The organism is Azospirillum sp. CT11-132, assembly GCF_047302835.1.
In the GTDB taxonomy this organism is placed as follows: Bacteria; Pseudomonadota; Alphaproteobacteria; order Azospirillales; family Azospirillaceae; genus Azospirillum.
Genome location: NZ_JBGLZA010000006.1, coordinates 1 through 24800, shown reverse-complemented (window position 1 = coordinate 24800; position 24800 = coordinate 1). Strand labels below are relative to the sequence as shown.

Below are 24800 nucleotides of genomic sequence, written 5' to 3'. Positions count from 1 at the left end.
TCAGCGCAGGGTGGCCGACATGGCCGACAGGGTGTTGATCCAGCCCAACGCAGCGGCCATGCTGGCGGCCGGCAGGCGGACGGTGATGGGGTCGAGGCGCTCGGACACCGGGATCAGCGACGCCAGATCGGCCAGCGCCGGGCTGTTCATCTCGATCTCCAACCGATAGGGCGCGCCTTCGTCCTGGGGCGGGACGCGGAAGGGCGGGATGGTCGCGGCCCCGCGCACGGCGCGGGTTGCCGCCGCGCGGATGCGGTCGCGGGCGACGGACGGCGCCACGGAGCGGGCGGCGCGCTGGCCGAGCGCCTGCTTGACCACCACGCGCTCGGACGCCGGGAACAGCGGTTCCATCTCGGCGGCGAAGCGGTCGTCGCCGCTCAGCAGGATCACCGGCACGCCGATCTCGCCGGCATAGGCGCCGTAATTGCCAGCCTCCCCCAACTCCAGCCCATTCACCCGGACTCGACCGAAGGCGAAGCTGTTGGTGGTGTGGGCGAGGATGCCGTATTGGCGCGCCGAGGTGTGGAAGCCGACGCACATCACCCCGGCGCTGTCCGGCTCCAGCCCGGCGAACATGCCGATGGGCTTGGGCCGGCCGAGGATCAGCTCGGCGGCGGGGTGCAGCTCGTCCGGCAGCAGGTTGACCATCGGGCCGTGGCTGTCGTTGACCAGGATTTCGCTCGCCCCGCCAGCCAGCGCGCCTTCAATTGCGGCGTTGACCTCGGCGGTCATCAGGCGGCGGGCGCGCTCGTACTCGGGGTTGCCCTGCGTCACCTGCTGCTGGGAGACGACGCCGGCCACCCCTTCGATGTCGGCGGAGATGTAGATCTTCACGGCGTGCTCCCGGAGGTCAACAGGTCAGACAGGCAGGGCCGGGTGGCGCCGCCGCGGCCCACCACCGGCGTGGCGGCGGCCAGCGCGTCGAGAACGGCCTCCTGCGTCGCGTCGGCCATCGCCTCGAACAGGCTGTCGATGCGGCGTTCGTTCAGCATGCGCAGGCCAACGATGTCGGCCCGCTCGTCATGGTCGATGCGGTTGGCGGTGGTGAAGCCCAGCGCGATGTCGCCGCTGCCATGGCCCCAGAAGGACCCCACCCGCGCCAGTCCGACTCCGGCGCGGCGGATCACCCGGCGCAGCTGGCGGTGGTCGAGCGGAACGTCGGTGGCGGCGATGACGATGACGGAGCCCTTCTCCGGCGCATCGTCCTTCGCCGGTGGAGCGACGCGGCGGCCGTCGGGCAGCCGCAGCTCCCCCGGCCGGCCGAAATTCGCCAGCACCAGGACGCCAAGGTGATGGCGCTTGCCGTCCAGCTTGAGGCGGCGCGAGGAGGTGCCGATGCCGCCCTTGAAGCCGAAGCAGGACATGCCGCGCCCGGCGCCGACCGACCCGACCGCAACCTCCGCCCCGTCCGGCTCGGACAGCGCGGCGGCGAGCGCGGCAGCGGCGTGCGCCTCCGTCACCGCAAGCGCCTGGATGTCGTTCAGTGGGCCGTCGTTGCACTCCATCACCAGCGGATTGACGGTGGCGGTGGTGCGGCCGATGTCGGGATTGGCGGCGATGGCGTGGCGGACCAGCGCGGTGGACGCGGTGCCGACCGACAGGGTGTTGGTCAGCAGGATCGGCGTTTCCAGCGCGCCGAGTTCCTCCACCTGCATCAGCCCGACGCTCTTGCCGAAGCCGTTCAGCACGTCGACCGCCGCGACCGGCTTGTCGCGGTAGAGGTTGCCGGCATGGGGCAGGATGGCGGTGACACCGGTCTGGATGGCGCCCTCATCCAGCGTGACATGGCCGACGCGCACGCCCGGAACGTCGGTGATGGCATTGCGCGGCCCCGGCGTCAGCCGGCCGCAGGCCAGCCCAAAGGCCCGCGCCCTGCCCTTGCGGTCAGCGCAGTTTGGGGTCGAGGGCATCGCGCAGTCCGTCGCCGAGCAGGTTGAAGGCCAGCACCGTAAGAAAAATGGCGAGGCCGGGATAGAAGGTGACGTGGCTGGCGACGCCGATGTAGCTGCGCCCGTCGGCCAGCATGGCGCCCCATTCCGGGCTGGGCGGCTGGGCACCGAGCCCAATGAAGCTCAGGCTCGCCGCCGTCAGGATCGAGGTGCCGATGCGCATGGAGACATAGACGATCACGCTGGGCAACGTGCCCGGCAGGATGTGGCGGACCATCAGCAGCCGGTCGCGCACGCCGATGGCGCGGGCGGCGTCGACATAGACCGCGCGCTTCAGCGACAGCGTGCTGCCGCGCACGAGGCGGGCGAAGACCGGCACGCTGAAGATCGCCACCGCATAGATGACGTTCTCGATACCCGGCCCCAGGATGGCGACGATGCCGATGGCGAGCAGGATGCCGGGGAAGGCCAGCAGCACGTCGCAGATGCGCATGATGAGGCTGTCGATCCAGCCGCCGCGGAAGCCGGCGATCAGCCCAAGCGCGACGCCGGCCGCCCCGCCCAGCAGCACCGACAGCAGCCCGACCGACAGCGAGATGCGCGCCCCCCACAGGATGCGGCTGAAGATGTCGCGGCCATAGGCGTCGGTGCCGGCCCAATGATCGATGGACGGGCCTTCCAGGATGCGGTCGTAATCGAAGGCCGCCGGATCGAACGGCGCGATCCAGGGCGCCGCCGCCGCGGCCAGTGCCAGCGCCAGCAGACAGATGCCGGCCGCCATGGCGGTGCGGTTGCGCCGGAACTTGCGCCAGAACTCGCGCAGCGGCGAACGGACGGCTTCATGAGTTGCGGCGGCCACGCCGGTTGCGTCTGTCGTGGTCATGAGTAGCGAATCTCGGGGTTGGCGAGGGCGTACAGCACGTCGACCAGCAGGTTGATGATGATGAACTCCAACGAGAACAGCAGGATCTCGGCCTGGATGACGGTGTAGTCGCGGTAGTTGACGCTATCCACCAGCAGCCGGCCCAGCCCCGGCCAGGAGAACACCGTCTCCACCACGATCGACCCGCCGAGCAGGAAGCCGAACTGCAGGCCGACCATGGTGATGATCGGGATCAGCGCATTGCGCAACGTGTGCTTCCACACCACCAGCCGGGCCGGCACGCCCTTGGCCCGCGCGGTGCGGACGTAATCCTCGCGCGCGATCTCGATGAAGGCGGAGCGGGTGAAGCGCGCCATCACAGCGGCGACGCCGAGGCCGAGCGTCAGCGACGGCATGACGAAATGCTGCCACGTGCCATAACCGCTGGTCGGCAGCCAGCCGAGCTTGACCGAGAACAGGTCGATCATCAGCAGGCCGAGCCAGAAGGACGGGAAGGCGATGCCCGACACCGCCACCACCATGCCGACATGGTCCTGCCAGCGCCCGCGCTTGGTCGCCGACGCGACGCCGATCAGCAGCCCGGCCAGCGTCGCCCAGATCATCGCGACGACGGTGAGATAGAGGGTCGGCATGAAGCGTTCGCCGATCTCCTGCGACACCGGCCGCTTGGACTTCATCGACCGCCCGAACTCGCCCTGCACCGCATTGCCGAGGAAGCGGCCATACTGCACCCACAGCGGCTTATCGAGGCCGAGATCCTGGCGCACCAGTTCGACGTCCCGCTGCGTCGCATCCGGCCCGGCGACCAGCCGCGCGGGATCGCCCGGCAGCAGATGGACGAAGCCGAAGACGAAGACGGAAATCACCAGCAGAACCGGCAGGATGCCGGCGAGACGGCCGACGAGATATTTCAGCATGGGGCAGAGGTCCTGGTGGAGGCCGAGAAGAAATTCCCTCTCCCCCCTGGGGAGAGGGTTAGGGTGAGGGGCAGCACGGGCCTTAGCCCGTGCCAGGGGATGGCGAAGGGGCAGTATGCCCTTCGCGGCGCGCGAGCGCGCCGGCCCCCTCACCCTCCCCACCGCTACGCGGCGGGTCCCCTCCCTCTCCCCGGGGGAGAGAGGGCATTTAAACTCACTGCAGATCGGCCTCTTCCATCTGCAGACCGCCGTCGGCGACGTAGTAGAAGCCGGTCAGCTTCTTCGACTTGCCGGCCAGCAGGTTCTCGACGCCGAGGAAGATCCACGGCGCGTCCTTCCAGATCTGTTCCTGGGCGACGCGATAGGCCTCGGCGCGCTTGGCGGTATCGGCGGTGCCGATGCCGGTCTCGATGGCCGCATCGACCGTGTCGTTCTTATAATATGCGACGTTGAAGAACTTCGGCGGGAAGCCCTTGCCCCACAGCAGCGGACGCAGGCCCCAGTCGGCGTCGCCGGTCGAGGCCGACCAGCCGCCATACTGCATCTGCACCGTGGCATCCTCCGGCTTCTCGACGCCCCAGACGCGGGCGGTCTCGACGCCGGCTTCCAGCGGGGTGACGGTCAGCTTGACACCGATCTGCGACAGCTGCTGCTGGACGAACTGCATGCCGCGGATGAAGTTGGTGCTGTTGCGGCCGAACATCTCGGCCTCGAAGCCGTTCGGATAGCCGGCTTCGGCCAGCAGAGCCTTCGCCTTGGCGAGGTCGTAGGTGTACTGGTTCGGCTGGGTGACATGGAAGCCCAGCTTGGACGGGATCGCCGAATCCAGCGGGCCGGCATAGCCGCGATAGACCACCTTCGCGTAGGCGTTCTTGTCGATGGCGTAGTTCAGCGCCTGACGGACGCGCGGGTCGTTGAACGGCTTCTTCATGGTGTTCATCGCCACATAGCGGGCGATGATCGACGGGGCGTCGATGACCTCCAGCTGGGTGTTGGCTTCCACCATCTTCACCATTTCGGGCGGCAGCGGATAGATGAACTGCGCCTCGTTGGTCTGGAGCATGGCGATGCGGCTGCCGTTCTCCGGCACGCTCTTCAGCGTGACGTGGTCGATCTTCGGCAGACCCTGCTTCCAGTACTTGTCGTTCTTCTCGACCTTCAGCGTGTCCGCTTCCCAGCTGACGAACTTGTAGGGGCCGGTGCCGACCGGATGGCGGCCGATCTCCTTGCCATAGGTCTCCAGCGCCTTCGGGCTGTGGATCATGGCGCCGGGATGGGCGAGGTTGTTGTTCAGCGCGCCGAAGGGCTGCGACAGCTTCAGCGTGACGGTGTAGTCGTCGACCACCACCGTCTCGGCCAGCATCGCCAGCAGGCTCTGGCGCTTCAGCCGGTTGGCCGGGTTGGACAGGCGGTCGAAGTTGGTCTTCACCGCCTGGGCATTGAAGGGCGAACCGTCATGGAAGGTGACGCCCTTGCGCAGGTGGTAGGTGTATTCGGTGGCGGTGTCGTTGACCGTGAAGCTTTCCGCCAGCAGCGGCACCAGCTTCATGTCCTTGTCGAAGCCGAACAGGCCCTGCATCATCGTGCGGCTGGCCGACTGCGACAGGGTGTCGTTGATGTCGGCCGGGTCCAGCGTGGTGATGTTGTCGGGGATGCCGACGACCAAATCCTTGGCGGCGAAGGCCGGACCGGCCAGCGCGGTGCCGGCGAGCAGGCCGGCCAGCAGGGGAAGAGCGAAACGCTTCACGTGAGAACTCCCTGTTTTTTGGTTCAGAAATCGCCGCCAACGGCGTGGCGCGCGACGAAATGGTCGTCGCCGACCGGCACCAGTGGCTGGACCAGCGGCTCGTCGCCGAGGTTGCGGATCGGGCTCGGGATCTCCCCGGTCAGCAGCCGCAGGTCGCGGGTGCGGCGGCTGGGGTCGGCGATCGGCACCGCCGCCATCAGACGGCGGGTGTAGGGATGCTGCGGATTCTCGAACACGGCGCGGCGGGGGCCCAGTTCGACGATCTGGCCGAGATACATCACCGCGACGCGGTGGCTGACCCGCTCCACCACCGCCATGTCGTGGCTGATGAACAGGTAGGACAGGCCGCGCTTGGCCTGCAGTTCCATCAGCAGATTGACGATCTGCGCCTGAATCGACACGTCGAGCGCCGCCACCGCCTCGTCGGCGATGATCAGCTTGGGATCGCAGGCGATGGCGCGGGCGATGCAGATGCGCTGGCGCTGGCCGCCGGAGAATTCGTGCGGATAGCGGCGCGCATGCTCCGGCTTGAGGCCGACCTGGGTCAGCAGCTCCGCCACCCGCTCCTCGATGGCGCGGCGGCGCGACATGCCCGGCTTGGCGGCCGGCGCATAGTCGTGGACCAGCATCGGCTCGGCGACACTGAAGCCGACGGTCATGCGCGGGTTCAGCGAGGCGAAGGGATCCTGGAAGATGTATTGGATCTTTTCCTTCAGCTTCGCCTGACCGTTGGAATCCAGCGTGGCGGTGTCGACGCCGTCGAAACGGATGGTGCCGGAGGTGGCCGATTGCAGCCCCATGATGGTGCGGCCGGTGGTCGACTTGCCGCAGCCGGACTCGCCGACCAGCGCCAGCGTCTCGCCCGGACGGACGGCGAAGCTGACCTTCTCCACCGCATGGACGCGGGCCTTCAGCGAGCCGAAGATGCCCTTGCGCACGTCGAAGCGGGTGGTGAGGTCGCGCACCTCCAAGAGCGGCGCGTCGGCGGCGCGCACGGTGTCCTGCACCGGCGGGGCCGGCGGAGGCGCATCGGCCTTGGCGTCGTCCACCACGAGCAGGGGAAAGCGGATCGGCAGATCCTGGCCGCGCAAGGCGCCCAGCTTCGGCACCGCGGACAGCAGCGCCTTGGTGTAGGGGTGCTGCGGCGCCTGGAAGATGCGCTCGACAGGCCCCTCCTCCACCTTGCGGCCACGCCACATCACGACGACGCGGTCGGCCACCTCCGCCACAACGCCCATGTCGTGGGTGATGAAGATGACGCCCATCCCCATCTCGTCCTGCAACAGGCGGATCAGCCGCAGGATCTGCGCCTGGATGGTGACGTCCAGCGCCGTGGTCGGCTCGTCGGCGATCAGCAGCGACGGGCGGCAGGACAGCGCCATGGCGATCATCACGCGCTGGCGCATGCCGCCGGAGAGCTGGTGCGGGTGGCGGTCGAGCAGCCGGGCCGGTTCGGGAATGCGCACCTTCTCCAGCATGCGCAGGGCTTCCGCCCGCGCCGCCTTGCGGTCGAGACGCTGGTGCAGCATCACCGCCTCGGCAATCTGGTCGCCGATGGTGAAGACCGGGTTCAGCGACGTCATCGGCTCCTGGAAGACCATGGCGATGTCGTTGCCGCGCATGTCGGTCAGCGCCTCGGCCGGCGGGGAGGCCAGATCGCGCTCGCGCCCGTCGCGGCCCTTGAAGCGGATGCGCCCGCCGACGATGCGTCCGCCGGCATAATCGACCAGCCGCATCAGCGACAGCGAGGTCACCGACTTGCCGGAGCCGGACTCGCCGACGATGGCGACCGTCTCGCCCGGCGCCACGGTGAAGCTGACATCGTCGACCACACGCACGGGACCATGCTCGCCGTCGAAGGCGACGCTCAGCCCCTCGACCGACAGCAGGGCCGGCGCGGTGTCGACCGCTTTCACGGCTGCGGCGACACTCATCGGCCGAGCCTTTCGGCGAACAGCGCGAACAGGCGGCGCCAGACCATGCCCGGCGCGCCGCTGCCGACCGGCTTGCCGTTCAGGCTGGTGACCGGAGTGATTTCCTTGGTGGTGCTGGCGATCCAGATTTCGTCGGCGGTCTCAAGCTCCGCCGCCGGGATGTCGCGCTCCTCCAGCCGCAGGCCGGCCTCGGCGGCCAGCCGCAGAATGACGGTGCGGGTGATGCCCTCCAGGATGCGGGTGTCGTTGATCGGGGTGGCGATGACGCCGTCCTTCACCACGAAGATGTTGGTGGCGGCGCCCTCGGTCACCATCCCGTCGCGCAGTTGCAGCGCATCGACCACCCCGGCGTCGGTCGCCGCCTGCTGCGCCAGCACGCTGCCGAGCAGCGCCACCGTCTTCAGGTCGCAACGCCCCCAGCGGATGTCGGGGATGGTGATGGCGGCGACGCCCTGGTCGCGCCACGCCGCGGGCGGACGCTTCAGCGGGCTGGCCATGCCGAAGACCGACGGGGTGACGCCGGCCGGGAAGGCATGGCCGCGGCTGGATGCTGCGCCGCGGGTGACCTGCAGGTAGACCGTCAGGTCGCCGTCGATGCCGGACTCCGCCGCCAGCCGCTCCATGATGCCCAGCCAATCGCCGGCCGACAGGGCGCAGTCGATGCGCAGTTCGGACAGGCCGCGCTGCAGGCGGGCGATGTGCGCCTCCGGCTCGAACAGGCGGCCATTGTAGGCGGCGGTCACCTCATAGAGGCCGTCGGCGAACAGGAAACCGCGGTCCAGCGGCGACACATGGACCTCGTCCAGCGGCAGGTAACGCCCGTTCCAATAGGAGATCGTCATCGCTTTTCGGCTTCTTTGTCGCGTGGAAGGGAAAGCCCGGCTCAATCCGTCGGCTGCTTGCTTTTCGGCACGACGTGCAGGTAGGGCAGGATGCGTTCGGCCATGTCGGCGGCCTGATGGACGCTGTCGGGACCGGAGCGCGACAGCGCGGTGCCCAGCGCCACGATCAGCGCCATCAGCCCCGTTGGGGAGCTGTGGCGCACGCCATGGTCGGCCCCGGCCAGCAGGGTGACGTCGGCCAGCGGCACGATCGGGCTGTCCGGCGCGTCGGTCAGCGCGATGGCCTTCGCCCCGTGCTCCCGGCACATCTGCAGATGCTCGATGGTCCGGCGCGAATAGCGTGGCGAGGTGATCGCGATCACCAGATCGCCGGGCTTCATCGTCATCAGCCGGCGGATGGTGCGCTCGGTGCCCGCGAACTCGATCGCTTCGTGGACATTGTCGACATAGGGCTCCAGCACGTCGGCCAGGAACAGGGCGAGATAGGCGCTGTCGCCCAGGCCCAGAGCCACGACGCGGCCGGCCTCGCGGATCAGGCGGATGGCGGCCTCGCACTGTTCGGGCTGGAGCAGATCCATGGTACGGGTGATGTTGCCGGCGTCGCTGGCCAGCGATTCCCGCATGATCTCGGCATTCGAGGTGTCGCGCTGCACCGCGACGCGCAGCTTCTCCACCGGCGCGAAGGTGGATTCGAAGGCGCGCAGCAGATCCTCGCGGAATTCCGGAAAGCCGTCATAGCCGAGAAAGCGGGCATAGCGGTTGACCGACGCCACCGAGACCTCCGCCGCCGCCGCCAGCTCGCCGATCTTCAGCGTCGCGGTGCGGAAGGGATAGGCCAGCGCCCAGGCCCCGACCTTGGCGAGCGCCGCCGGAAGCTGCTGCTGGCAGTTCTGCATGCGGATCAGCAGCGATCCCGTCTGAATGGGCGACACCATCCCCCGATCCCCTTCGCAGCGTCAGCGCGGCCTCTATGTCGATAGAGTTACAGGATCGGCATATTTCTGTAAATCCATTTTCACATAGTGGCGTATGCGGTGGGCGTGGGTCCGGGTGAGGATCCCCTCTCCCCCGGGGAGAGGGGGATTGCCCCCTAGCGGGAGCTGTCGCGAAGGAGATGATCCGGCTGGTTCAGCCACTCCTCCAGCTTCTGCGGCCGGCCCGCTCGGACCGGAGCCGAAACGGCGTCGGGCTCCGCGGCCGACGAGGCCTCCGCCGATTGCGGCGGGCGGTCCAGCGGGGCGCCGGCACTGACCTTGCCGCCGGCGTCGATCCGCGCCCGATAGCGGTGGCCGTCCGCCGTGACGAACTCGCCCGGCCCGGTCGGGCGGTTGCGGTGGAACCGGCCGACATATTTGTTCCCGCTGGGGAAGGTGAGCGTGCCGAAGCCGGTGCGGCGGTCGTCCTTCCACTCCCCCTCATAGACGCGCCCGTCGGGCCAGACATGGGTCGCCTGCCCCGAGACCAGACCGTCGCGGAAATTCCCGTCGAGGCGGCGTCCATCGCGCCAAGTGACGCGCGCCTGCCCTTCCAGCCGCCCGTCGACCAGCGTGCCCTCCACCTGCCCGTCATAGCGGCCGTCGTAGGACCAGCTCAGCACGCCGGGACCGCTCGCCCAGCCGTTCGGGCAGGCCCCGGACCAGCGGATGGTCTTGCGCCGGTCGGGATACTGGTCCCAGACCTGGCAGTCGGCCCCCTGAACCGTCACCGCAAGTTCCGCCAGGGCGGAGGCCGGCAGGATCGCCGACAGGACGGCCCCGAGGCAGGGCAGCAGAAGGGCGGCACGGGCGGGCATGGAGGCCACCTTTCGCGCGGGAGGTTGGGGCTGCCCCCACCAACCGCCCCACCCGGATTCGGTTCCGGCCCCGCCCTTTCGCAACGTCCCCAGCGCCTTCCTTATCGTTTGTTAACGATGTTTGCCGCAATCATCGCGCATTGTCGGAATCGCGCATCATGAAGGGTAGCAATGGCTCAGAAGGTTCGTGAGGACTACCGGACCCTCACCGGCCCGGAAAAGGCCGCCATCATGATGCTGGCATTGGGCGAGGAGCATTCGTCCAAGCTGTTCTCGCTGATGGACGACGAGGAGATCAAGGAACTGTCCCAGGTGATGGCGAACCTGGGCACGGTGTCGGCCAACCTGATCGAGCGCCTGTTCGTCGAGTTCGCCGAGCAGATGTCGTCGAGCGGCACTGTGGTCGGCTCCTTCGATTCGACCGAACGGCTGCTGCTGAAGACCCTGCCGAAGGACAAGGTCGACCAGATCATGGAGGACATCCGTGGTCCGGCCGGCCGCACCATGTGGGACAAGCTGACCAACGTGAACGAGTCGGTGCTGTCCAACTATCTGAAGAACGAGTATCCGCAGACCGTCGCCGTCGTGCTGTCCAAGATCCGCTCCGACCATGCCGGCCGCGTCCTGGCCCAGCTGCCGGAAAGCTTCGCCATGGAAGTCATCATGCGCATGCTGCGCATGGAGGCGGTGCAGAAGGAGGTCCTGGACGACGTCGAGCGCACCCTGCGCACGGAGTTCATGACCAACCTCGCCCGCACCAGCCGCCGCGACAGCCACGAGATGCTGGCGGAGATCTTCAACGGCCTGGACCGCACCACCGAGCACCGCTTCATGGCCGCCCTGGAGGAGCGCAACCGCGACAGCGCCGAGCGCATCAAGTCGCTGATGTTCACCTTCGAGGATCTGTCGAAGCTCGACCCCACCGGCGTCCAGACGATGCTGCGCACGGTCGACAAGCAGAAGCTGGGAACCGCATTGAAGGGCGCGTCGGAGTCGCTGAAGGATCTGTTCTTCTCCAACATGTCCGAGCGCGCCGCCAAGATCCTGCGCGAGGATATGGCGGCCATGGGTCCGGTGCGTGTCCGCGACGTGGACGAGGCGCAGATGTACATGGTGCAGCTGGCGAAGGACCTTGCCGCCCGCGGCGAGCTGGTCCTGGCCGAAGGCAGCGGCGAGAACGAGCTGATCTACTGACCGGCGGATGCGTTGCAGCCAATAAGCGGCGGGCAGCGCTGACTTTTTTTCCCGCATTCCTCACAGGAGGTTTGACGGAAGGTCCGGAACGGTGAACCTTTGGAGTCCGAAGCAGGGCGGGATCAGGGGGGCGGCCGGGCCGGTGATGCGGCTTCCGCTCCCGTCCGACCGGCCATAAGGCCGGCGGGTGCCGCATCGGCCAACAACAGGGAGCTTCCGAACATCATGACCGCTGACACGCTGCAATCCCGTCTCACCCGCCGGATCGCCGGTCCGGTGGTCGCCAGCCTGCTCGGCCTCGGCGTCGTCGCCGCCGGGCCGCTGGCCGCCGCGGCCGAGACCTGGGACATGCCGACCCCCTATCCGGACACGAACCTGCACACCGTGGTGGTGAAGCAGTTCGCCGACGACGTGAAGGCGGCCACCAACGGCAAGATCAGCATCACCGTCCACACCAACGGCTCGCTGATCCGCCATCCGGAGATCAAGCGCGCGGTCCAGTCCGGTCAGGCCCAGCTGGGCGAGGTGCTGATCAGCTCCTGGGCGAACGAGGATCCGCTCTACGGTCTCGATTCCGTGCCCTTCCTCGCCACCGACTTCAAGGCCGCGCACAAGCTGTACGACGTCTCCAAGCCCTTTCTGGAGAAGAAGCTGGAGCGCCAGCGCCTGAAGCTGCTCTATTCGATCCCGTGGCCGCCGCAGGGCCTGTATGTGAAGGACGAGATCCAGTCGGTCGAAGGGCTGAAGGGCCAGAAGTTCCGCGCCTACAACCCGGCCACCACCCGCATCGCCGAGCTGTCCGGCGCCATTCCGGTGAAGATCGAGGCGGCGGAGGTCGCGCAGGCCTTCGGCACCGGCATCGTCACCGCGATGATCACCTCGGCCGCCACCGGCGTCGACACCAAGGCCTGGGACTTCGTGAAGGTCTATTACGACGTCCAGGCCTGGCTGCCGCGCAACATGGTGTTCGTCAATTCCGAAGTCTGGAAGGGTCTGGACGCCAACACCCAGAAGGCGATCCAGGAGGCCGCGGCGAAGGCCGAGGCCAAGGGCTGGGCCGAGTGGGAGAAGAAGACGGCCGAGCTGAACAAGACCATGTCGGACAACGGCATGAAGGTTCTGCCACCGTCGGACAAGCTGAAGGAAGGCCTGTCCGCCATCGGCAAGACGATGACCGAGGAATGGATCAAGTCGGCCGGCGCCGACGGCGAGGCCATCATCGCGGCCTATCGCAAGTAAGGTGTTGAGTTCGGCCGGCCGCCAGCAGCGTGGGCGGCCGGCCGGGCCTCTCCATTCCTGACGCCCCTTCGTCACGACCGACCGCAGGAGGTGGTTGCGCCATGCGCACCGCACTGTCCATTCTTTACCGAACCGCCGAGATCCTGGGCGCGGTTTCGCTCGCCGCCATCGCCGTCCTGATCGTGACCCAGGTGGCGAGCCGCCTGTTCGACCGCATGGTGCCGGGCGCCGACGAGCTGGCGGGCTATTGCATGGCCGCGTCCTTCTTCCTCATGCTGGGGCCGGCGCTGCGCCGCGGCGCCCATATCCGCGTCGGCGTGCTGGTGGAGCGGCTGAACGGCACCGCCCGCCGCGTCATGGAGCTGCTGTGCCTGGGCTTCGCCACCGCGCTCAGCGCCTATTTCGCCTGGTACTGGGTGCGCATGACCTATGATTCCTACGATTTCGGCGACCTCAGCCAGGGCGTGCTGCCGATCCCGCTGTGGATCCCGCAGGCGCTGATGGCGGCGGGTCTGGTGGTGCTGGTCATCGCCCTGATCGACGACCTGCTGGCCGTGCTGCAGGGGCGCGACGCCTCCTACCAGCATGCCGGCATGCAGAGCGAGGGCTGAGCGATGGACGAGACGACCGCATCCATCGTCGTCGTGGTGACGATGTTCCTGATGCTGGGGGCCGGCGTCTGGGTGGCGCTGGCGCTGGCCGGCGTCGGCTTCGTCGCCATGGCGCTGTTCACCGCAAGGCCGGTCGGCATGGTGATGGCGACCAACGTGTGGGGCGCAAGCACCTCCTGGACGCTGACCGCCCTGCCCTTGTTCATCTGGATGGGCGAGATCCTGTTCCGCACCCGCATCTCGTCCGACATGTTCAAGGGTCTGGCGCCCTGGACCGGCTGGCTGCCCGGGCGGCTGATGCATGTGAACATCATCGGCTGCTCAATCTTCGCCGCGGTGTCCGGCTCGTCCGCCGCCACCGCCGCCACCATCGGCCGCATGACCATTCCGGAGCTGAACCGGCGCGGCTACGACCCGATGATGACCTTGGGATCGCTGGCGGGGGCCGGCACGCTGGGGCTGCTGATCCCGCCGTCGATCATCATGATCGTCTATGGCGTGGCCGCCGACGTGTCGATCGCCCGGCTGTTCATCGCCGGCGTCATTCCCGGCATCGTGCTGACCGGGCTGTTCATGCTGTATGTCGGCGGCTGGTCTCTGCTGAACCCCGGCCGGGTGCCGCCACCGGAGGCCTCGCAGAGCTTCGCCGAAAAGATCCGTGACACCGGCGCGCTGATCCCGGTCATGCTGCTGATCGCGGCGGTGCTGGGCTCCATCTATGTCGGCATCGCCACCCCGACGGAGGCGGCGGGCATCGGCGTGCTGGGCTCGCTGGTGCTGGCGCTGGTGACCGGCACGCTGAACTGGACGACCTTCCGCGACAGCCTGTTCGGCGCCGCCCACACCTCCTGCATGATCGGCTTCATCCTGGCCGGCGCGGCCTTCCTGACGGTGGCGATGGGCTATACCGGCATCCCGCGCCTGCTGGCGGAGTGGATCACCACCATGCAGCTGTCGCCGGCGGCGCTGCTGGTGGCGCTGACCGCCTTCTTCGTCGTGATGGGCTGCTTCCTCGACGGCATCTCGATGGTGGTGCTGACCACTTCGGTGATCCTGCCGATGGTGCAGCAGGCGGGGATCGACCTTCTGTGGTTCGGCATCTACATCATCATCGTGGTGGAGATGGCGCAGATCACCCCGCCGGTGGGCTTCAACCTGTTCGTGCTGCAGGCGATGACCGGCAAGGACATCTTCACCATCGGCAAGGCCAGCATGCCCTTCTTCCTGCTGATGGTGGTGATGGTGGTCCTCCTGTGGGTGTTCCCCGGGCTGGTCACCTGGCTGCCGTCGAAAATGATCGGGTGAGGAGCGACAGCGTGGAGGTCCGCTTCACCAGCGCCGGCGACACCGCCTTCAACGTCGAGTTCGGCGAGACCATCGACCGGGCGACCAACGCCCGCGTCATGGCCCTGCACGCCCGGCTGAAGGCCGCCCCGCCGCCGGGACTGGTGGAAACGGTGCCGACCTTCCGCTCGCTGCTGGTGGTCTATGATCCCGTCACCTCCAGCCGCCGCGAGATGCAGGCGGCGGTCGAGGCGGCGCTGGCCGGCAGCGACGCCGCCCCGGCGGAGGGACGGCTGTGGCGCCTGCCGGTCTGCTACGACCCCGACCTCGGCCCCGATCTGGCGGAGCTGTGCGACACGCTGGGCCTGACGGCGGAGCGGGTGGCGGAGTTGCACGGCTCGGTCGAGTATTTCGTCTACATGCTGGGCTTCATGCCGGGCTTCGGCTACATGGGCGATCTGCCGGCCGAACTGGACCGGCCGCGCCGGACGGAGCCGCGGGTGCGGGTGCCGGCCGGCTCCGTCGCCATCGCCGGACGGCTGACCACCGTTTATCCGTGGGAGAGCCCCGGCGGCTGGCACCTGATCGGCCGCTGCCCGGTGCCGCTCTATGACGGCACCCGGCCCGACCCGGTGCTGCTGGCGGCCGGCGACCGGGTGCGCTTCGACGCGGTGGATCGCGCGGCGTTCGACGCCATCGCCGGGGCGGCAAGCGCCGGCCGCTTCGACCCGGCCAGCCTGAGGGCCGCATGATGGCCGCCTGTCTCACGGTGGTTCGGCAGGGCCTGTTCGCGACGATCCAGGATTTGGGCCGCTTCGGCTTCCAGGAGCTGGGCATACCGGTGGCCGGGGCGCTCGACCCGGTGGCGCTGCGGCTGGCCAATGCGCTGGTCGGGAATCCCCAGGGAACCGCCGGGCTGGAGATTGCCCTGCTCGGCCCTGCCCTGCGGGTGGATGCGCCCACCGTCCGCATCGCCGCCGTCGGACCTCTGGCCTTGACGCTGGAGCGCGAGGGAGATGCCCCGCAGCCGCTCGCCCCGCACCGCAGCCACACCCTGCGGCAGGACGACGTTCTGCGGCTGGGCGCGGTGGACGGCACTTCCGTCGCCTATGTGGCGGTGGCCGGCGGCTTCGCGCTGGCGCCGGTGATGGGCAGCCTGTCCACCTATGTGCGCGCCGGCATCGGTCCGCTCGGCGGACGGCCGCTGGCCGAGGGCGAGCGGTTGCCACTGGTCTGCGACAGCGCCCCTGACGGTTCCGATGTCGAATTGCCGCAGCCGCCCGATTATGGCGCCGGCCCGCTGCGGGCCGTTTTGGGGCCGCAGGAGGATCGCTTCACCGAAGCCGCGGTGGAGATCTTCCTGTCGGCGACCTACCGCGTCGGCAAACAGGCCGACCGCATGGGACTGCGGCTGGAGGGGCCGGCGCTGGCGCATCGGGGAAGCGCCGACATTCCGTCCGACGGGCTGGTCACCGGCTCCATTCAGGTGCCGGGCAACGGCCAGCCGATCCTGCTGCTGAACGACCACCAGACGGCCGGCGGCTATGCCAAGATCGCCACGGTGATCTCCGCCGACCTGCCCCGCGCCGGCCGCCTGCGCCCCGGCGACAGCCTGTCCTTCCAGGCGGTGACGGTGGAGGAGGCCGAAGCGATCCGCCGCCGCCAGGAACAGGCGATCGCCGGCTGGATCCGAGCCATCCGCCCGGTGCGCCCCACCGGCGGCATCGACCTGGAGGCGCTCTATGCCGAGAACCTGATCTCCGGCACCGTCGACATCGTGAACGGCGGCAGCGACATTCCCCTGCTGTGACGCCCCCTGCTGTGATGGGCACCCGCCGGAAACGGGTCAGACACCGACGATCTGCAAGCCGCCGCTGGGCAGGGTGAAGGTCTGCGAACCGGCGAGTTCCCTCACCACGCCACTGTCCACATCCATGCGGAACAGGGCTCCGGCCTGGGTGGAGTCCGTCGCGCTGAAATACAGCTGGTCGCCGACCGCATCCACGCTGGTGGGCTGCGTCCAGCTGGTGCGGTGGGCCTTGTCGGTGACCATCCGCGTGCCGGCCTCGGTGCCGTTGGTTCTCCACAGTGCGTTGCCATGCACGCCGTCATCCGCGGTGAAGAAAAGCCTGTGATCGGCGACGGTCAGGTTTCCGATGGCGGCGCTGGCGCTGCCGGGCGCGATGTCCTTGACCATGTGCGTTCCCTGCTCCGTCCCGTCCGAGATCCAGAGTTCGTAGCCGCTCTGCTCGGTGCGGGCGTTGAAGACGACCTCGTCGCCGACGGCAAGGAACTGGTTGGGACCGGAAAGGCCAGACGTTGGGAACGGCTTGACCAGGACCGTGCCCGTCGGCGTACCGTCGCTCTTCCACAGATCATTGCCACTGTTGAAGAACAGCGTATCTCCCGCGGCGACCAGAGACACCGTGCGCCCGATCCTCACATTCTCACCGAGACCTTCGCGCAGCTTGACCGTGCCCTCCTCCGTCCCGTCGGTCACCCACAACTGGCTGTAGGAGCCGGTGCCATCCCACGCCGTCAGGAACAGCCGATCGTCGACCGCCGTGAAATGGTTGGGAAAAATCGGCAACGGGACCGGGATCGGCGGATCGACCGCTCCGGGATAGAAGTCCTTCACCAGCACCGTTCCAGCCGCCGTTCCATCGGAGCGCCACAGCGCGATGCCGTGATCGCTGTCGGTGGCGGAGAAGAACAGCTCGTCCCCCACCGCCGTCAGATTGCCCGGAGAGGAACCGGCCGAGTTGGCGCCGATATCCTTGACCATGTGCGTCCCGGCGGCGGTGCCGTTGCTGACCCACAATTCCGACCCATGCTGGCCGTCGTCGGCCCGGAAGAACAGCTTGCCGTCCGCAACGGTCAGCGCCGTCGGCGACGAGCCCGTCGCCCCCGGATTGATGTCGGCCACCATGCGGGTCCCGCCCGGTGTTCCGTCGGTCGTCCACACTTCGCGGCCATGCACCCCGTCATCCGCGCTGAAATACACACGCTTACCCAACCGGACCAAGTCCCGCGGGTCCGACGAGGCCGTACCCGGAGCGATGTCCCGCAGAAGGAAAGTCCGGTGGCCGTCGGTTCCCCACAGCTCATCGCCATGACCGGTGTCCACGGCCGCGAAGACGGCATCGGCCCTGACATGGCTGGTCTTGAGCAGCAGATTGTCGGCGCTCAGGTCGTCCCGTGTCAGCCCCATCAGCTTGACCCCGTCGCGTGGCCCGAAATCGAGGACCAGCCCGTCGCGATCCTGATGGGAATGGGCCAGCACATCCTCCAGGCTGCCGATGCCGCCCCAGCCCTGCAGGTCCAGCAGGTCGCCGCCCGCACCGCCCTGGAAATCGCCGATGCAGTCCCACCCGTCACCGGGCTTGAGGACGAAGCGGTCACTGCCGCCGTCGCCTTCCATGTAGTCGTTGCCGCGATTGCCGGTGATGGTGTCGTCGCCGCTGCCGCCGAACAGAAGATCGCGATGCGGGCCGCCCGTGATCCGCCGACCGGACACGCCGTGATTCTGCGCCTGATCCCACGCCATGACCGCACCCTCCCAATGGTGCCGACGCGGATGGCATCGGCAGGGTGTCTATATTATACGGCTCTCATATGTGTATTCCGCATGTGCACGCAGCCAGTGATCCATCGCTCCGCGCCGCTACCCCGGTTCGGCCGGGGACATCCCACCATCGTCCGAAAGAAAGTACGGCGGATGCTTCACTCCGCGGCCGGCGCCGGCTCCCTCACGCCGCTTTCGCGATGGCGGCAGACCCGGTCCCGGCCGCCCTGCTTGGCGCGGTAGAGCGCCATGTCGGCCGCCTTGATCATGGCGTCGGCCCGGCCGATGTCGGGGGTCAGGGTCGACAGGCCGATGCTGACGGTCACATGCAGGATCGTGCCGTCTTGCGGAATGCTCATGTCGCGGACGGCGCAGCGCAGGCGTTCGGCGAGTTGGAAGGCTCCATCGCCCGGCGCATTGGGCAGCAGGATGGCGAACTCCTCGCCGCCGAAACGGGCGACGAGATCGCTCTGCCGCACGCTGCACTGGAGCAGACGGCTGAGCGCCACCAGCACGGCGTCGCCGGCATCGTGCCCGCGGCTGTCGTTGACGTCCTTGAAATGGTCGATGTCGAGCATCAGGAGCGACACCGGCGTGTCGTGGCGCAGCGCGCTGGCCACGGCCCGGTCGATGAAAGCGAAGAAGGCCCGGCGGTTGGCCAGTCCGGTCAGCGGATCGCTCAGTGCCGCGTTGCGCAGCACATGCTCGGTGTCGACGCGGCGGCGTTCACGCGCCAGCATTGTGCCGAGCAGCAGGATGCCCGCCATCGTGAACAGGGCGACGGGAATCCCACCTTCGATGAAGACCGGCAGCGCGACCTCCCACGGCAGCACGAAGATGCTGAGGGGGTGGAAGGACGCAACCGGGCCGAGGATGAGCAGCGGTCTGGTGTTTCGCCACTCCGCATCCGGCACCAGCCGCCGGAGCAGCAGACCGACGGAACCGGCCACCAGGATCCCGATCACCCCCGGAAGCGTCCCGGCGCCGCCGATCGCGATGCGGACCGCCGACACGATCCCGGCGGCGAGCACGGCGGCCAGCGGTCCACCGAAGGGAGCGGCCAGCGCGACCGGCACCGCCTTCACGTCCAGAAAAACGCCGGGGGAGACGGGAACCGATTGCAGCATGGCGGCCACCCCGCCGATGCCGAACAGCAGCCCCAGGCAAAGCTGCCGGACCCGGGGCCGTTCCTCCATCCGATACAGGATCGTCCCGTAAACGAGCGTCACCAGCGCCAGCAGCCCGACACCGCCCGCGAGTGCCGTTGCGATCGTCGTCGTGGCGCTGGGTTCCTCCACCTGCCGCTCCCCTACGAACCGCCGGGTTGCCGACCTTCAGGCATCCATCTTCGTGTAAATATTCTAATATGCTTAGTGCGGACATCCTAGTGCGATGCAGAGGGTTTGCCGCAAATGCGGCGCATTGTCCGGGACGTGCCGGACCGGAACCGGTTTTCGGGCACCGCCTCCCCGCCGATAAGCCGAAGACGCCCGACGGAGTGATGCGTATTGCGCGAAAAGCAGGCCGATCGCGGCTCGTCAGCTCTCCTCATCACCGACAGGACACAGCGACTCGCCTCTCCCGCCCGCGGAAGCCGCCGCCACCGGGCCGAACGCCGGATTGAACGCTTCTGCCGGAATGGGCCGACCGAGGAACGCCCCCTGCGCGAAGCCGCAGCGGACCTCTTCGGCCAGGAGCTGCAGCTCTCCCGTCTCGACCCCTTCGGCGATCACCGTCAGGTTCATGCTGCGGGCCAGTGCCACGATGGCGCGCACCGTCTCCTGGTTGGCGGGATTGCGGATCATGTCCAGCAGGATGCCCTGGTCGATCTTCAGGAATTCCACCGGAAGCCGCCTCAGATGGCCGAGCGACGCATAGCCGGTGCCGAAGCCGCCGACGGAGAAGGTGACGCCCAGCGTCCTGAGCGACTGCATGGTCCGCGTCATCTCCGCCGACGGCGCCAGCATGGCGGCCTCCGGCAGTTCCAGGATCAGCCGGTCCGGCAACGCGCCATGACGGGCGAGGCAGCCGGTGACCTGATCGCCGAAGCCGGAATGCTTGAGCTGCAGGGTGGACACCGGCACGGTCAGCCGCAGCCCGGCGGCGCCACGGTCGCGCCAGCCCGCCAGTTGCCGGCAGCCGGCATCGAGAAGCCATGCGCCGATCTGCAGGATCAGCCCGTTCGCCTCGGCCAGATGCAGGAAGTCGGTGGGGAGCAGCAGGCCGCGGTCGGGGTGGTTCCAGCGCACCTCCGCCTGCGCGCCGGCCAGCAGGCCGCTGCCGACCTCCACCACCGGCTGGAGGAACAGCGCCAGCTGGCCCTTGGCCACCGCGTCGTGCAGCAGGTTCTCCATCTGCAAATGGTCGAGCGCGTCGGCGTCCATCGCCGGATCGTAGAAGGTCCAGTTGGCCGTCCCCTGCCGCTTGGCCTGATACATGGCGACATCGGCGTTCTTCACCAGCAGTTCGGGGTCGGTCCCCTGTTCCGGCGCGAAGGTGACGCCGATGCTGGCCGAGATGTGCAGGGTCTGGCCGGCGATGTGGAAGGGTTCGCCCAGGCATTCGAGCAGGCGGCGGGCCACCGTCTCCGCCTCCGCCCGGTCGCCGACCTGCGACAGGATGACGGTGAACTCGTCGCCGCCGATCCGGGCGATGGTCTCCGACCCGCGGACGCAAGCCGCCATCCGGTGCGCCGCCTCGCGCAGAAGCACGTCGCCGGTCTGGTGGCCCAACGTGTCGTTGACCCATTTGAAGCGGTTCAGGTCGATGAACAGCAGCGCCATGCAGGTCCGGTCGCGCGCCGCCCGCCGCAGCGCCTGTCGCAGCCTGTCATAGAACAGCGGCCGGTTGGGCAGCCCGGTCAGTGCATCGTAATTGGCCTGATGGCGGATCGTCTCCTCCGCCCGGCGGCGCGAGGTGACGTCCTGGATGGCGGTGATCAGCCCCAGCACGAGGCCGCCGGCATCATGGAAGGGTTCCCCGACCTCCTGAAGGTCCAGATGGTCGCCGCCGGGCCGGGCGACGCGGTATTCGATGTCGAACCGCGCGTTCTCGGCCCACGCCCGGCGATAGGCGTCCTGCACGTCCGGCCGCTGTTCCGGCACCACCCGGTCCAGAAGCTGCCCGACGGTGAGCCGTTCGGCCCCGCCGCCCGAGCCGGTCGGGTTCAGGCCATTCGGGTCCACGCCGACCAGTTCGCGGAAATTGGCCGAGACCTCCAGCAGGTCGTTGGGCAGATGGACGGTGTAGGCCAGCTTTGCGACCCGCTGCGCCTGGGCCAGCCGGGCCTCGCTGAGGCGCAGCGGCTCCTGCCGCTTCAACCGTTGCAGCACGCGCTGAAACAGGAACAGCAGGGCCAGCAGCGCCAGGGCGAAGCCGCCGGCATAGGGCGCCGTCTCGCGGACAAGGGTATGGCCGGGCTGCTCCGGCGTCCAGGTCAGCACGCCGAACCGCTGTCCGGCGATGCTCTCCAGCGGCAGGCTGACGACATCCATCAGAGCAGGTCCGTCGGCCGCGGCCACGCGCAGATCGGCGATCCGGCGCGAGCTTGCGAGTTTCGCCAGCTCCGAGTCGAGCCTGGTCAGGAAGACCTGGACCGGCAGTTCGGGATTCGGCGGCAGGGGATCGTGCCCGTATTCGTACTCGATCACCCGCGCGCCGAAGACGAAGGGGATCTGCCCGATATGGACGATGCCGCTGACCGGCTTTCCGAAGGCGCGCGCCGCCACCAGAACCGGCCGCAGATCGGCGGCCTCGCTGGTCGCCGCGTCCATGTCATCGCGCAGGGCGCCGTCCTTCGACGCATAGATCAGCCCGTCACGGCCATTCCAGGCATAGGAGCGGTCGAGCCCCCACAGCCGCTCCGCATAGGGGCCGACATTGGCGTTGGCCCAGACGGGGTCGTAACCGACGACCAGATGGTCGACGGCGTCGTTCCACAGGCTGTATTCCTCGGCCTTCTTTCCCATCGCGGCGCCGAGGTCCGCGACCGCGTCGGCGATCTCGCCCTTCGTCCGCTCCGCCGTGGCCATATCGATCCGACGTGCCGTCTCCAGCGCCATAAACAGCACGAACGCAATGGTCATCACAACCATGGCGACAAAAAGCAGGCCGGCCACGTTAAGGCGACGGGCATCACCCGTGGTGTTATCGAAGTTTCCTGGAGGGCGGGCGGAGATCATCGCAGCGGTTACCAAATTCCCGACATTGCAATTATTCTACCCCGGCCTCCGTTAATTTTCCGCTTATGAGAACAGCTCGCAACGCAAGCACACCAATCTTTTGTTTACGCCGAGCAGCCCATGGCCGGAGTCCCGCCAGTCTTTCGTCGATTTTCGTCGATACAGACAAACCGCAATTGAAAAAGCGATCCGGCAGCTGGACCGGGCGGGCGGTTTCGCCTTCGCCCACGTCAAGGAGCCTATGCGCCGGGCCATGGTTCTGGCGCTCTACACCGGCCGGAGGTCATCGGACCTCATCAGGATGCGGTGGGATGATTATGACGGCCCTGCGATCCAGGTTACCCAGGAAAAGACCGGTAGCCGGCTGTGGGTACCGTGTCACGCGGACCTAAAGGTCGAGTTGACGGAGTGGAAGAGAAACGCTACCTCCGTAACAATACTGATCAACCCCGCCTCCGGACAGCCCTGGAACAGAATAGGATTTTCCAACGCCCTATGTTTGGCAATCAAAGCTCATCCGGAGGTGAAGGGTTACGTTTTCCATGGCTTGCGGAAATCCTCTGCCTCGCTGCCGGCACAGACCGGCTGTTCGGCTCTGGAGATCGCGGCCATCACCGGGCACATGTCACTGAAAAATCGCGAAATCTACACACGTCGGGCGGACCGGCGACAAAGGGCGAACGCCGCCATCGCGAAGCTGAAAGATCACCGGCGGGAAACGCAGAAAAATTGGGCAGGCAACCCGTTGGAAACATTTATTTATTGCAGATTGAAACAAAAGTTGACTTGGGCTTCCCCGGCGTGCTGTGGCACACCACTCTCGGAATTGCCGATGGTGCGGCGCCCACTCCGGAAGAAGCGTCGTCCTTTCCGGCAGTGATGTCTTAACCTTTCCCGGCTCAAGTACGACGCCATTTGCGACCGGTTTCCCCCTCCACACAAGGCTCGACCAGGAACACCACCATGGCCCATCGTCCGCTCGCCTGCGTGATCCTCGCCGCCGGCAAGGGCACGCGCATGAAATCCGATCTGCCCAAGGTGCTGCACCGGGTTGCCGGCCGGCCGATGGTCGGGCATGTGCTGGCCGCGGTGAAGACGCTCGACCCCGACCATGTGGTGGTCGTGGTCGGCCCCGGCATGGACAGCGTGGCCGCCGCCGTCGCCCCCTACCCCACTGCTGTCCAGCATGAGCAGCGCGGCACCGCCGACGCCGTGCGCGCCGCCTTCGGCCTGCTGGAGGGCTTCACCGGCGACGTCATCGTCCTGTACGGCGACACGCCGCTGGTCACGCCGGACACGCTGCGCGCGCTGGTGCAGGCGCGCCGGCAGGCGAGCGACCCGGCGGTGGTGGTGCTGGGCATGCGCCCCGACGATCCCGGCGCCTATGGCCGGCTGATCCTGAACGCCCGCGGCGGGCTGGAGAAGATCGTCGAATATCTCGACGCCAGCGAGGAGGAGCGCGCGGTCACCCTGTGCAACGCCGGCCTGATGGCGTTCGACGGCGCCCGCATGTTCGACCTGATCGGCAGCGTCGGCAACGACAACGCCAAGTCCGAATATTACCTGACCGATGTCGTCCAGATCGCGCGGCGCGCCGGCATGGCCTGCGCCGTGGTGGAGGCCGCCCCGGCCGAGGTCGTCGGCGTCAACTCCCGCGCCGAGCTGGCGGAGGTGGAGAAGCTGCTGCAGCGCCGCCTGCGCAAGGCCGCGATGGACAACGGCGCCACCCTGATCGATCCCGACAGCACCTTCCTCAGCGTCGACACCAGGCTCGGCCGCGACGTGGTGGTCGGTCCCGGCTGCTTCTTCGGCGCCGGCGTGACGGTCGGCGACCGGGTGGAGATCAAGCCCTACTGCCATCTGGAAGGCGTGCGCATCGACAGCGGCGCCGTCATCGGCCCCTACGCCCGTCTGCGTCCGGGTGCGGAGATCGGCCCGGACGTCCACATCGGCAACTTCGTCGAGGTGAAGAACGCGGTGATCGAAGCCGGGGCCAAGGCCAACCACCTGACTTACATCGGCGACGCCCGCGTTGGCGCCAAGGCCAACATCGGCGCCGGCACCATCACCTGCAACTACGACGGTTTCACCAAGAGCCGGACGGACATCGGAGCCGGGGCCTTCATCGGCTCCAACAGTGCGCTGGTCGCCCCGGTCGTCATCGGCGACGGCGCCATCGTCGGCGCCGGCAGCGTGGTGACGATGGCGGTGGAGGCCGACGCCCTGGCGGTCGCCCGCGGCAGCCAGAAGCTGTACGCCGGCTGGGCAAAGCGCTTCCGCGAACGGAAGCAAAACGAGAAAGCGAAAAAGGCGTAAGGTCGGTTCGGGTCTTCTCTCCGGTCGGCATCTATTCAGGAGCATCAGGTCCATGTGCGGCATCATCGGCATCAACGGCATTCACGACGCGTCCCCCCGGCTGGTGGAAGGCCTGCGCCGGCTGGAATACCGCGGCTATGACAGCGCGGGCGTCGCCACCCTGGTGAACGGCCACATCGAGCGCCGCCGCGCCGAGGGCAAGCTGGCCAACCTGGACATGAAGCTGCGCGACCAGCCGCTGTCCGGCACGGTCGGCATCGGCCACACCCGCTGGGCCACCCATGGCGGGCCGACGGAAAACAACGCCCATCCGCACGCCACCAAGCGCGTCGCCGTCGTCCACAACGGCATCATCGAGAACTATCAGGAGCTGAAGGACGAGCTGACCGGCCACGGCTATGTCTTC

General features: G+C 67.9%; 20 protein-coding genes and 1 pseudogene. 9 read left to right on the top strand and 12 right to left on the bottom strand.

Annotation, left to right across the window (positions count from 1 at the left end):
* From ACCD06_RS24115 to ACCD06_RS24075, 9 genes are all read right to left on the bottom strand, one after another.
* Positions 1-834 (bottom strand): M55 family metallopeptidase, encoded by an 834-nt coding sequence (locus ACCD06_RS24115; RefSeq protein WP_109156712.1) that lies wholly within the window; start codon positions 832-834, stop codon positions 1-3.
* Positions 831-1910, bottom strand: a complete 1080-nt coding sequence (locus ACCD06_RS24110; RefSeq protein WP_109156713.1) for a P1 family peptidase — start codon at positions 1908-1910, stop codon at positions 831-833. The genes ACCD06_RS24115 and ACCD06_RS24110 overlap by 4 nt, the downstream gene beginning before the upstream one ends.
* Positions 1885-2772 (bottom strand): ABC transporter permease subunit, encoded by an 888-nt coding sequence (locus tag ACCD06_RS24105; protein ID WP_109156714.1) that lies wholly within the window; start codon positions 2770-2772, stop codon positions 1885-1887. The genes ACCD06_RS24110 and ACCD06_RS24105 overlap by 26 nt, the downstream gene beginning before the upstream one ends.
* The gene (gene gsiC / locus ACCD06_RS24100) at positions 2769-3689 is read right to left on the bottom strand and encodes a glutathione ABC transporter permease GsiC (protein WP_109156715.1); all 921 of its coding nucleotides are present in this window, start codon (positions 3687-3689) and stop codon (positions 2769-2771) included. Before gsiC ends, ACCD06_RS24105 begins: the two co-directional genes overlap by 4 nt.
* A 214-nt stretch (positions 3690-3903) precedes the next feature.
* A complete protein-coding gene (locus ACCD06_RS24095; RefSeq protein ID WP_109156716.1) occupies positions 3904-5436 on the bottom strand; it encodes a glutathione ABC transporter substrate-binding protein in 1533 nt (510 codons plus the stop codon).
* A 23-nt stretch (positions 5437-5459) separates the two neighbouring features.
* On the bottom strand, positions 5460-7370 hold the full coding sequence (locus ACCD06_RS24090) for an ABC transporter ATP-binding protein (protein ID WP_109156717.1): 1911 nt from the start codon (positions 7368-7370) through the stop codon (positions 5460-5462).
* Positions 7367-8212 (bottom strand): D-amino acid aminotransferase, encoded by an 846-nt coding sequence (locus ACCD06_RS24085; protein WP_109156718.1) that lies wholly within the window; start codon positions 8210-8212, stop codon positions 7367-7369. The genes ACCD06_RS24090 and ACCD06_RS24085 overlap by 4 nt, the downstream gene beginning before the upstream one ends.
* Before the next feature lie 41 nt (positions 8213-8253).
* The gene (locus tag ACCD06_RS24080) at positions 8254-9147 is read right to left on the bottom strand and encodes a MurR/RpiR family transcriptional regulator (protein ID WP_109156719.1); all 894 of its coding nucleotides are present in this window, start codon (positions 9145-9147) and stop codon (positions 8254-8256) included.
* 155 nt (positions 9148-9302) lie between these two features.
* Entirely contained in the window at positions 9303-10004 is a 702-nt protein-coding gene (locus ACCD06_RS24075; RefSeq protein ID WP_109156720.1) for an MORN repeat-containing protein, read from the bottom strand.
* A 171-nt stretch (positions 10005-10175) separates the two neighbouring features.
* On the opposite strand from ACCD06_RS24075, the gene fliG reads away from it, so the two are divergent.
* The 6 genes from fliG (at position 10176) to ACCD06_RS24045 (ending at position 16142) form a co-directional block, all read left to right on the top strand.
* Positions 10176-11198 carry a flagellar motor switch protein FliG gene (fliG, locus tag ACCD06_RS24070; RefSeq protein WP_085084489.1) on the top strand — a complete coding sequence of 341 codons (1023 nt, stop codon included), beginning with the start codon at positions 10176-10178 and terminating at the stop codon, positions 11196-11198.
* A gap of 225 nt (positions 11199-11423) precedes the next feature.
* Positions 11424-12437, top strand: coding sequence for a TRAP transporter substrate-binding protein (locus ACCD06_RS24065; RefSeq protein WP_109156721.1), 1014 nt, complete (start codon positions 11424-11426; stop codon positions 12435-12437).
* 101 nt (positions 12438-12538) lie between these two features.
* Positions 12539-13048 carry a TRAP transporter small permease gene (locus ACCD06_RS24060; protein ID WP_109156722.1) on the top strand — a complete coding sequence of 170 codons (510 nt, stop codon included), beginning with the start codon at positions 12539-12541 and terminating at the stop codon, positions 13046-13048.
* A 3-nt stretch (positions 13049-13051) separates the two neighbouring features.
* Positions 13052-14353, top strand: a complete 1302-nt coding sequence (locus ACCD06_RS24055; protein WP_109156723.1) for a TRAP transporter large permease — start codon at positions 13052-13054, stop codon at positions 14351-14353.
* A complete protein-coding gene (gene pxpB, locus ACCD06_RS24050) occupies positions 14350-15084 on the top strand; it encodes a 5-oxoprolinase subunit PxpB (protein ID WP_413344102.1) in 735 nt (244 codons plus the stop codon). The genes ACCD06_RS24055 and pxpB overlap by 4 nt, the downstream gene beginning before the upstream one ends.
* Positions 15081-16142, top strand: a complete 1062-nt coding sequence (locus ACCD06_RS24045; protein WP_413344100.1) for a biotin-dependent carboxyltransferase family protein — start codon at positions 15081-15083, stop codon at positions 16140-16142. The genes pxpB and ACCD06_RS24045 overlap by 4 nt, the downstream gene beginning before the upstream one ends.
* A gap of 36 nt (positions 16143-16178) precedes the next feature.
* Here ACCD06_RS24045 and ACCD06_RS24040 read toward each other — a convergent pair whose 3' ends face one another.
* The 3 genes from ACCD06_RS24040 to ACCD06_RS24030 all read right to left on the bottom strand — a co-directional run bounded on the left by ACCD06_RS24040 (position 16179) and on the right by ACCD06_RS24030 (position 21982).
* Entirely contained in the window at positions 16179-17879 is a 1701-nt protein-coding gene (locus ACCD06_RS24040) for an ELWxxDGT repeat protein (protein ID WP_158282076.1), read from the bottom strand.
* A 176-nt stretch (positions 17880-18055) separates the two neighbouring features.
* Positions 18056-19195 carry a GGDEF domain-containing protein gene (locus tag ACCD06_RS24035; protein WP_109156725.1) on the bottom strand — a complete coding sequence of 380 codons (1140 nt, stop codon included), beginning with the start codon at positions 19193-19195 and terminating at the stop codon, positions 18056-18058.
* Positions 19196-19435: 240 nt separating this feature from the next.
* Entirely contained in the window at positions 19436-21982 is a 2547-nt protein-coding gene (locus ACCD06_RS24030) for an EAL domain-containing protein (protein ID WP_158282077.1), read from the bottom strand.
* 337 nt (positions 21983-22319) lie between these two features.
* On the opposite strand from ACCD06_RS24030, the gene ACCD06_RS24025 reads away from it, so the two are divergent.
* The 3 genes and pseudogenes from ACCD06_RS24025 to ACCD06_RS24015 form a co-directional block, all read left to right on the top strand.
* Positions 22320-22958 (top strand): tyrosine-type recombinase/integrase, encoded by a 639-nt coding sequence (locus ACCD06_RS24025; protein ID WP_413344817.1) that lies wholly within the window; start codon positions 22320-22322, stop codon positions 22956-22958.
* Positions 22959-23041: 83 nt separating this feature from the next.
* Positions 23042-24394, top strand: coding sequence for a bifunctional UDP-N-acetylglucosamine diphosphorylase/glucosamine-1-phosphate N-acetyltransferase GlmU (glmU, locus tag ACCD06_RS24020; RefSeq protein WP_109156727.1), 1353 nt, complete (start codon positions 23042-23044; stop codon positions 24392-24394).
* A 52-nt stretch (positions 24395-24446) separates the two neighbouring features.
* A pseudogene (locus tag ACCD06_RS24015) lies at positions 24447-24800 on the top strand (glutamine--fructose-6-phosphate aminotransferase); the annotation flags it as partial.

Coding starts and splice junctions, on each gene's coding strand:
- ACCD06_RS24110 (WP_109156713.1), bottom strand. CDS start 1,910: ATGCCCTCGACCCCAAACTGCGCTGACCGCAAGGGCAGGGCGCGGGCC.
- ACCD06_RS24105 (WP_109156714.1), bottom strand. CDS start 2,772: ATGACCACGACAGACGCAACCGGCGTGGCCGCCGCAACTCATGAAGCC.
- gsiC (WP_109156715.1), bottom strand. CDS start 3,689: ATGCTGAAATATCTCGTCGGCCGTCTCGCCGGCATCCTGCCGGTTCTG.
- ACCD06_RS24090 (WP_109156717.1), bottom strand. CDS start 7,370: ATGAGTGTCGCCGCAGCCGTGAAAGCGGTCGACACCGCGCCGGCCCTG.
- ACCD06_RS24085 (WP_109156718.1), bottom strand. CDS start 8,212: ATGACGATCTCCTATTGGAACGGGCGTTACCTGCCGCTGGACGAGGTC.
- ACCD06_RS24080 (WP_109156719.1), bottom strand. CDS start 9,147: ATGGTGTCGCCCATTCAGACGGGATCGCTGCTGATCCGCATGCAGAAC.
- ACCD06_RS24075 (WP_109156720.1), bottom strand. CDS start 10,004: ATGCCCGCCCGTGCCGCCCTTCTGCTGCCCTGCCTCGGGGCCGTCCTG.
- fliG (WP_085084489.1), top strand. CDS start 10,176: ATGGCTCAGAAGGTTCGTGAGGACTACCGGACCCTCACCGGCCCGGAA.
- ACCD06_RS24065 (WP_109156721.1), top strand. CDS start 11,424: ATGACCGCTGACACGCTGCAATCCCGTCTCACCCGCCGGATCGCCGGT.
- ACCD06_RS24060 (WP_109156722.1), top strand. CDS start 12,539: ATGCGCACCGCACTGTCCATTCTTTACCGAACCGCCGAGATCCTGGGC.
- ACCD06_RS24055 (WP_109156723.1), top strand. CDS start 13,052: ATGGACGAGACGACCGCATCCATCGTCGTCGTGGTGACGATGTTCCTG.
- ACCD06_RS24045 (WP_413344100.1), top strand. CDS start 15,081: ATGATGGCCGCCTGTCTCACGGTGGTTCGGCAGGGCCTGTTCGCGACG.
- ACCD06_RS24040 (WP_158282076.1), bottom strand. CDS start 17,879: ATGGCGTGGGATCAGGCGCAGAATCACGGCGTGTCCGGTCGGCGGATC.
- ACCD06_RS24030 (WP_158282077.1), bottom strand. CDS start 21,982: ATGACCATTGCGTTCGTGCTGTTTATGGCGCTGGAGACGGCACGTCGG.
- ACCD06_RS24025 (WP_413344817.1), top strand. CDS start 22,320: ATGCGCCGGGCCATGGTTCTGGCGCTCTACACCGGCCGGAGGTCATCG.
- glmU (WP_109156727.1), top strand. CDS start 23,042: ATGGCCCATCGTCCGCTCGCCTGCGTGATCCTCGCCGCCGGCAAGGGC.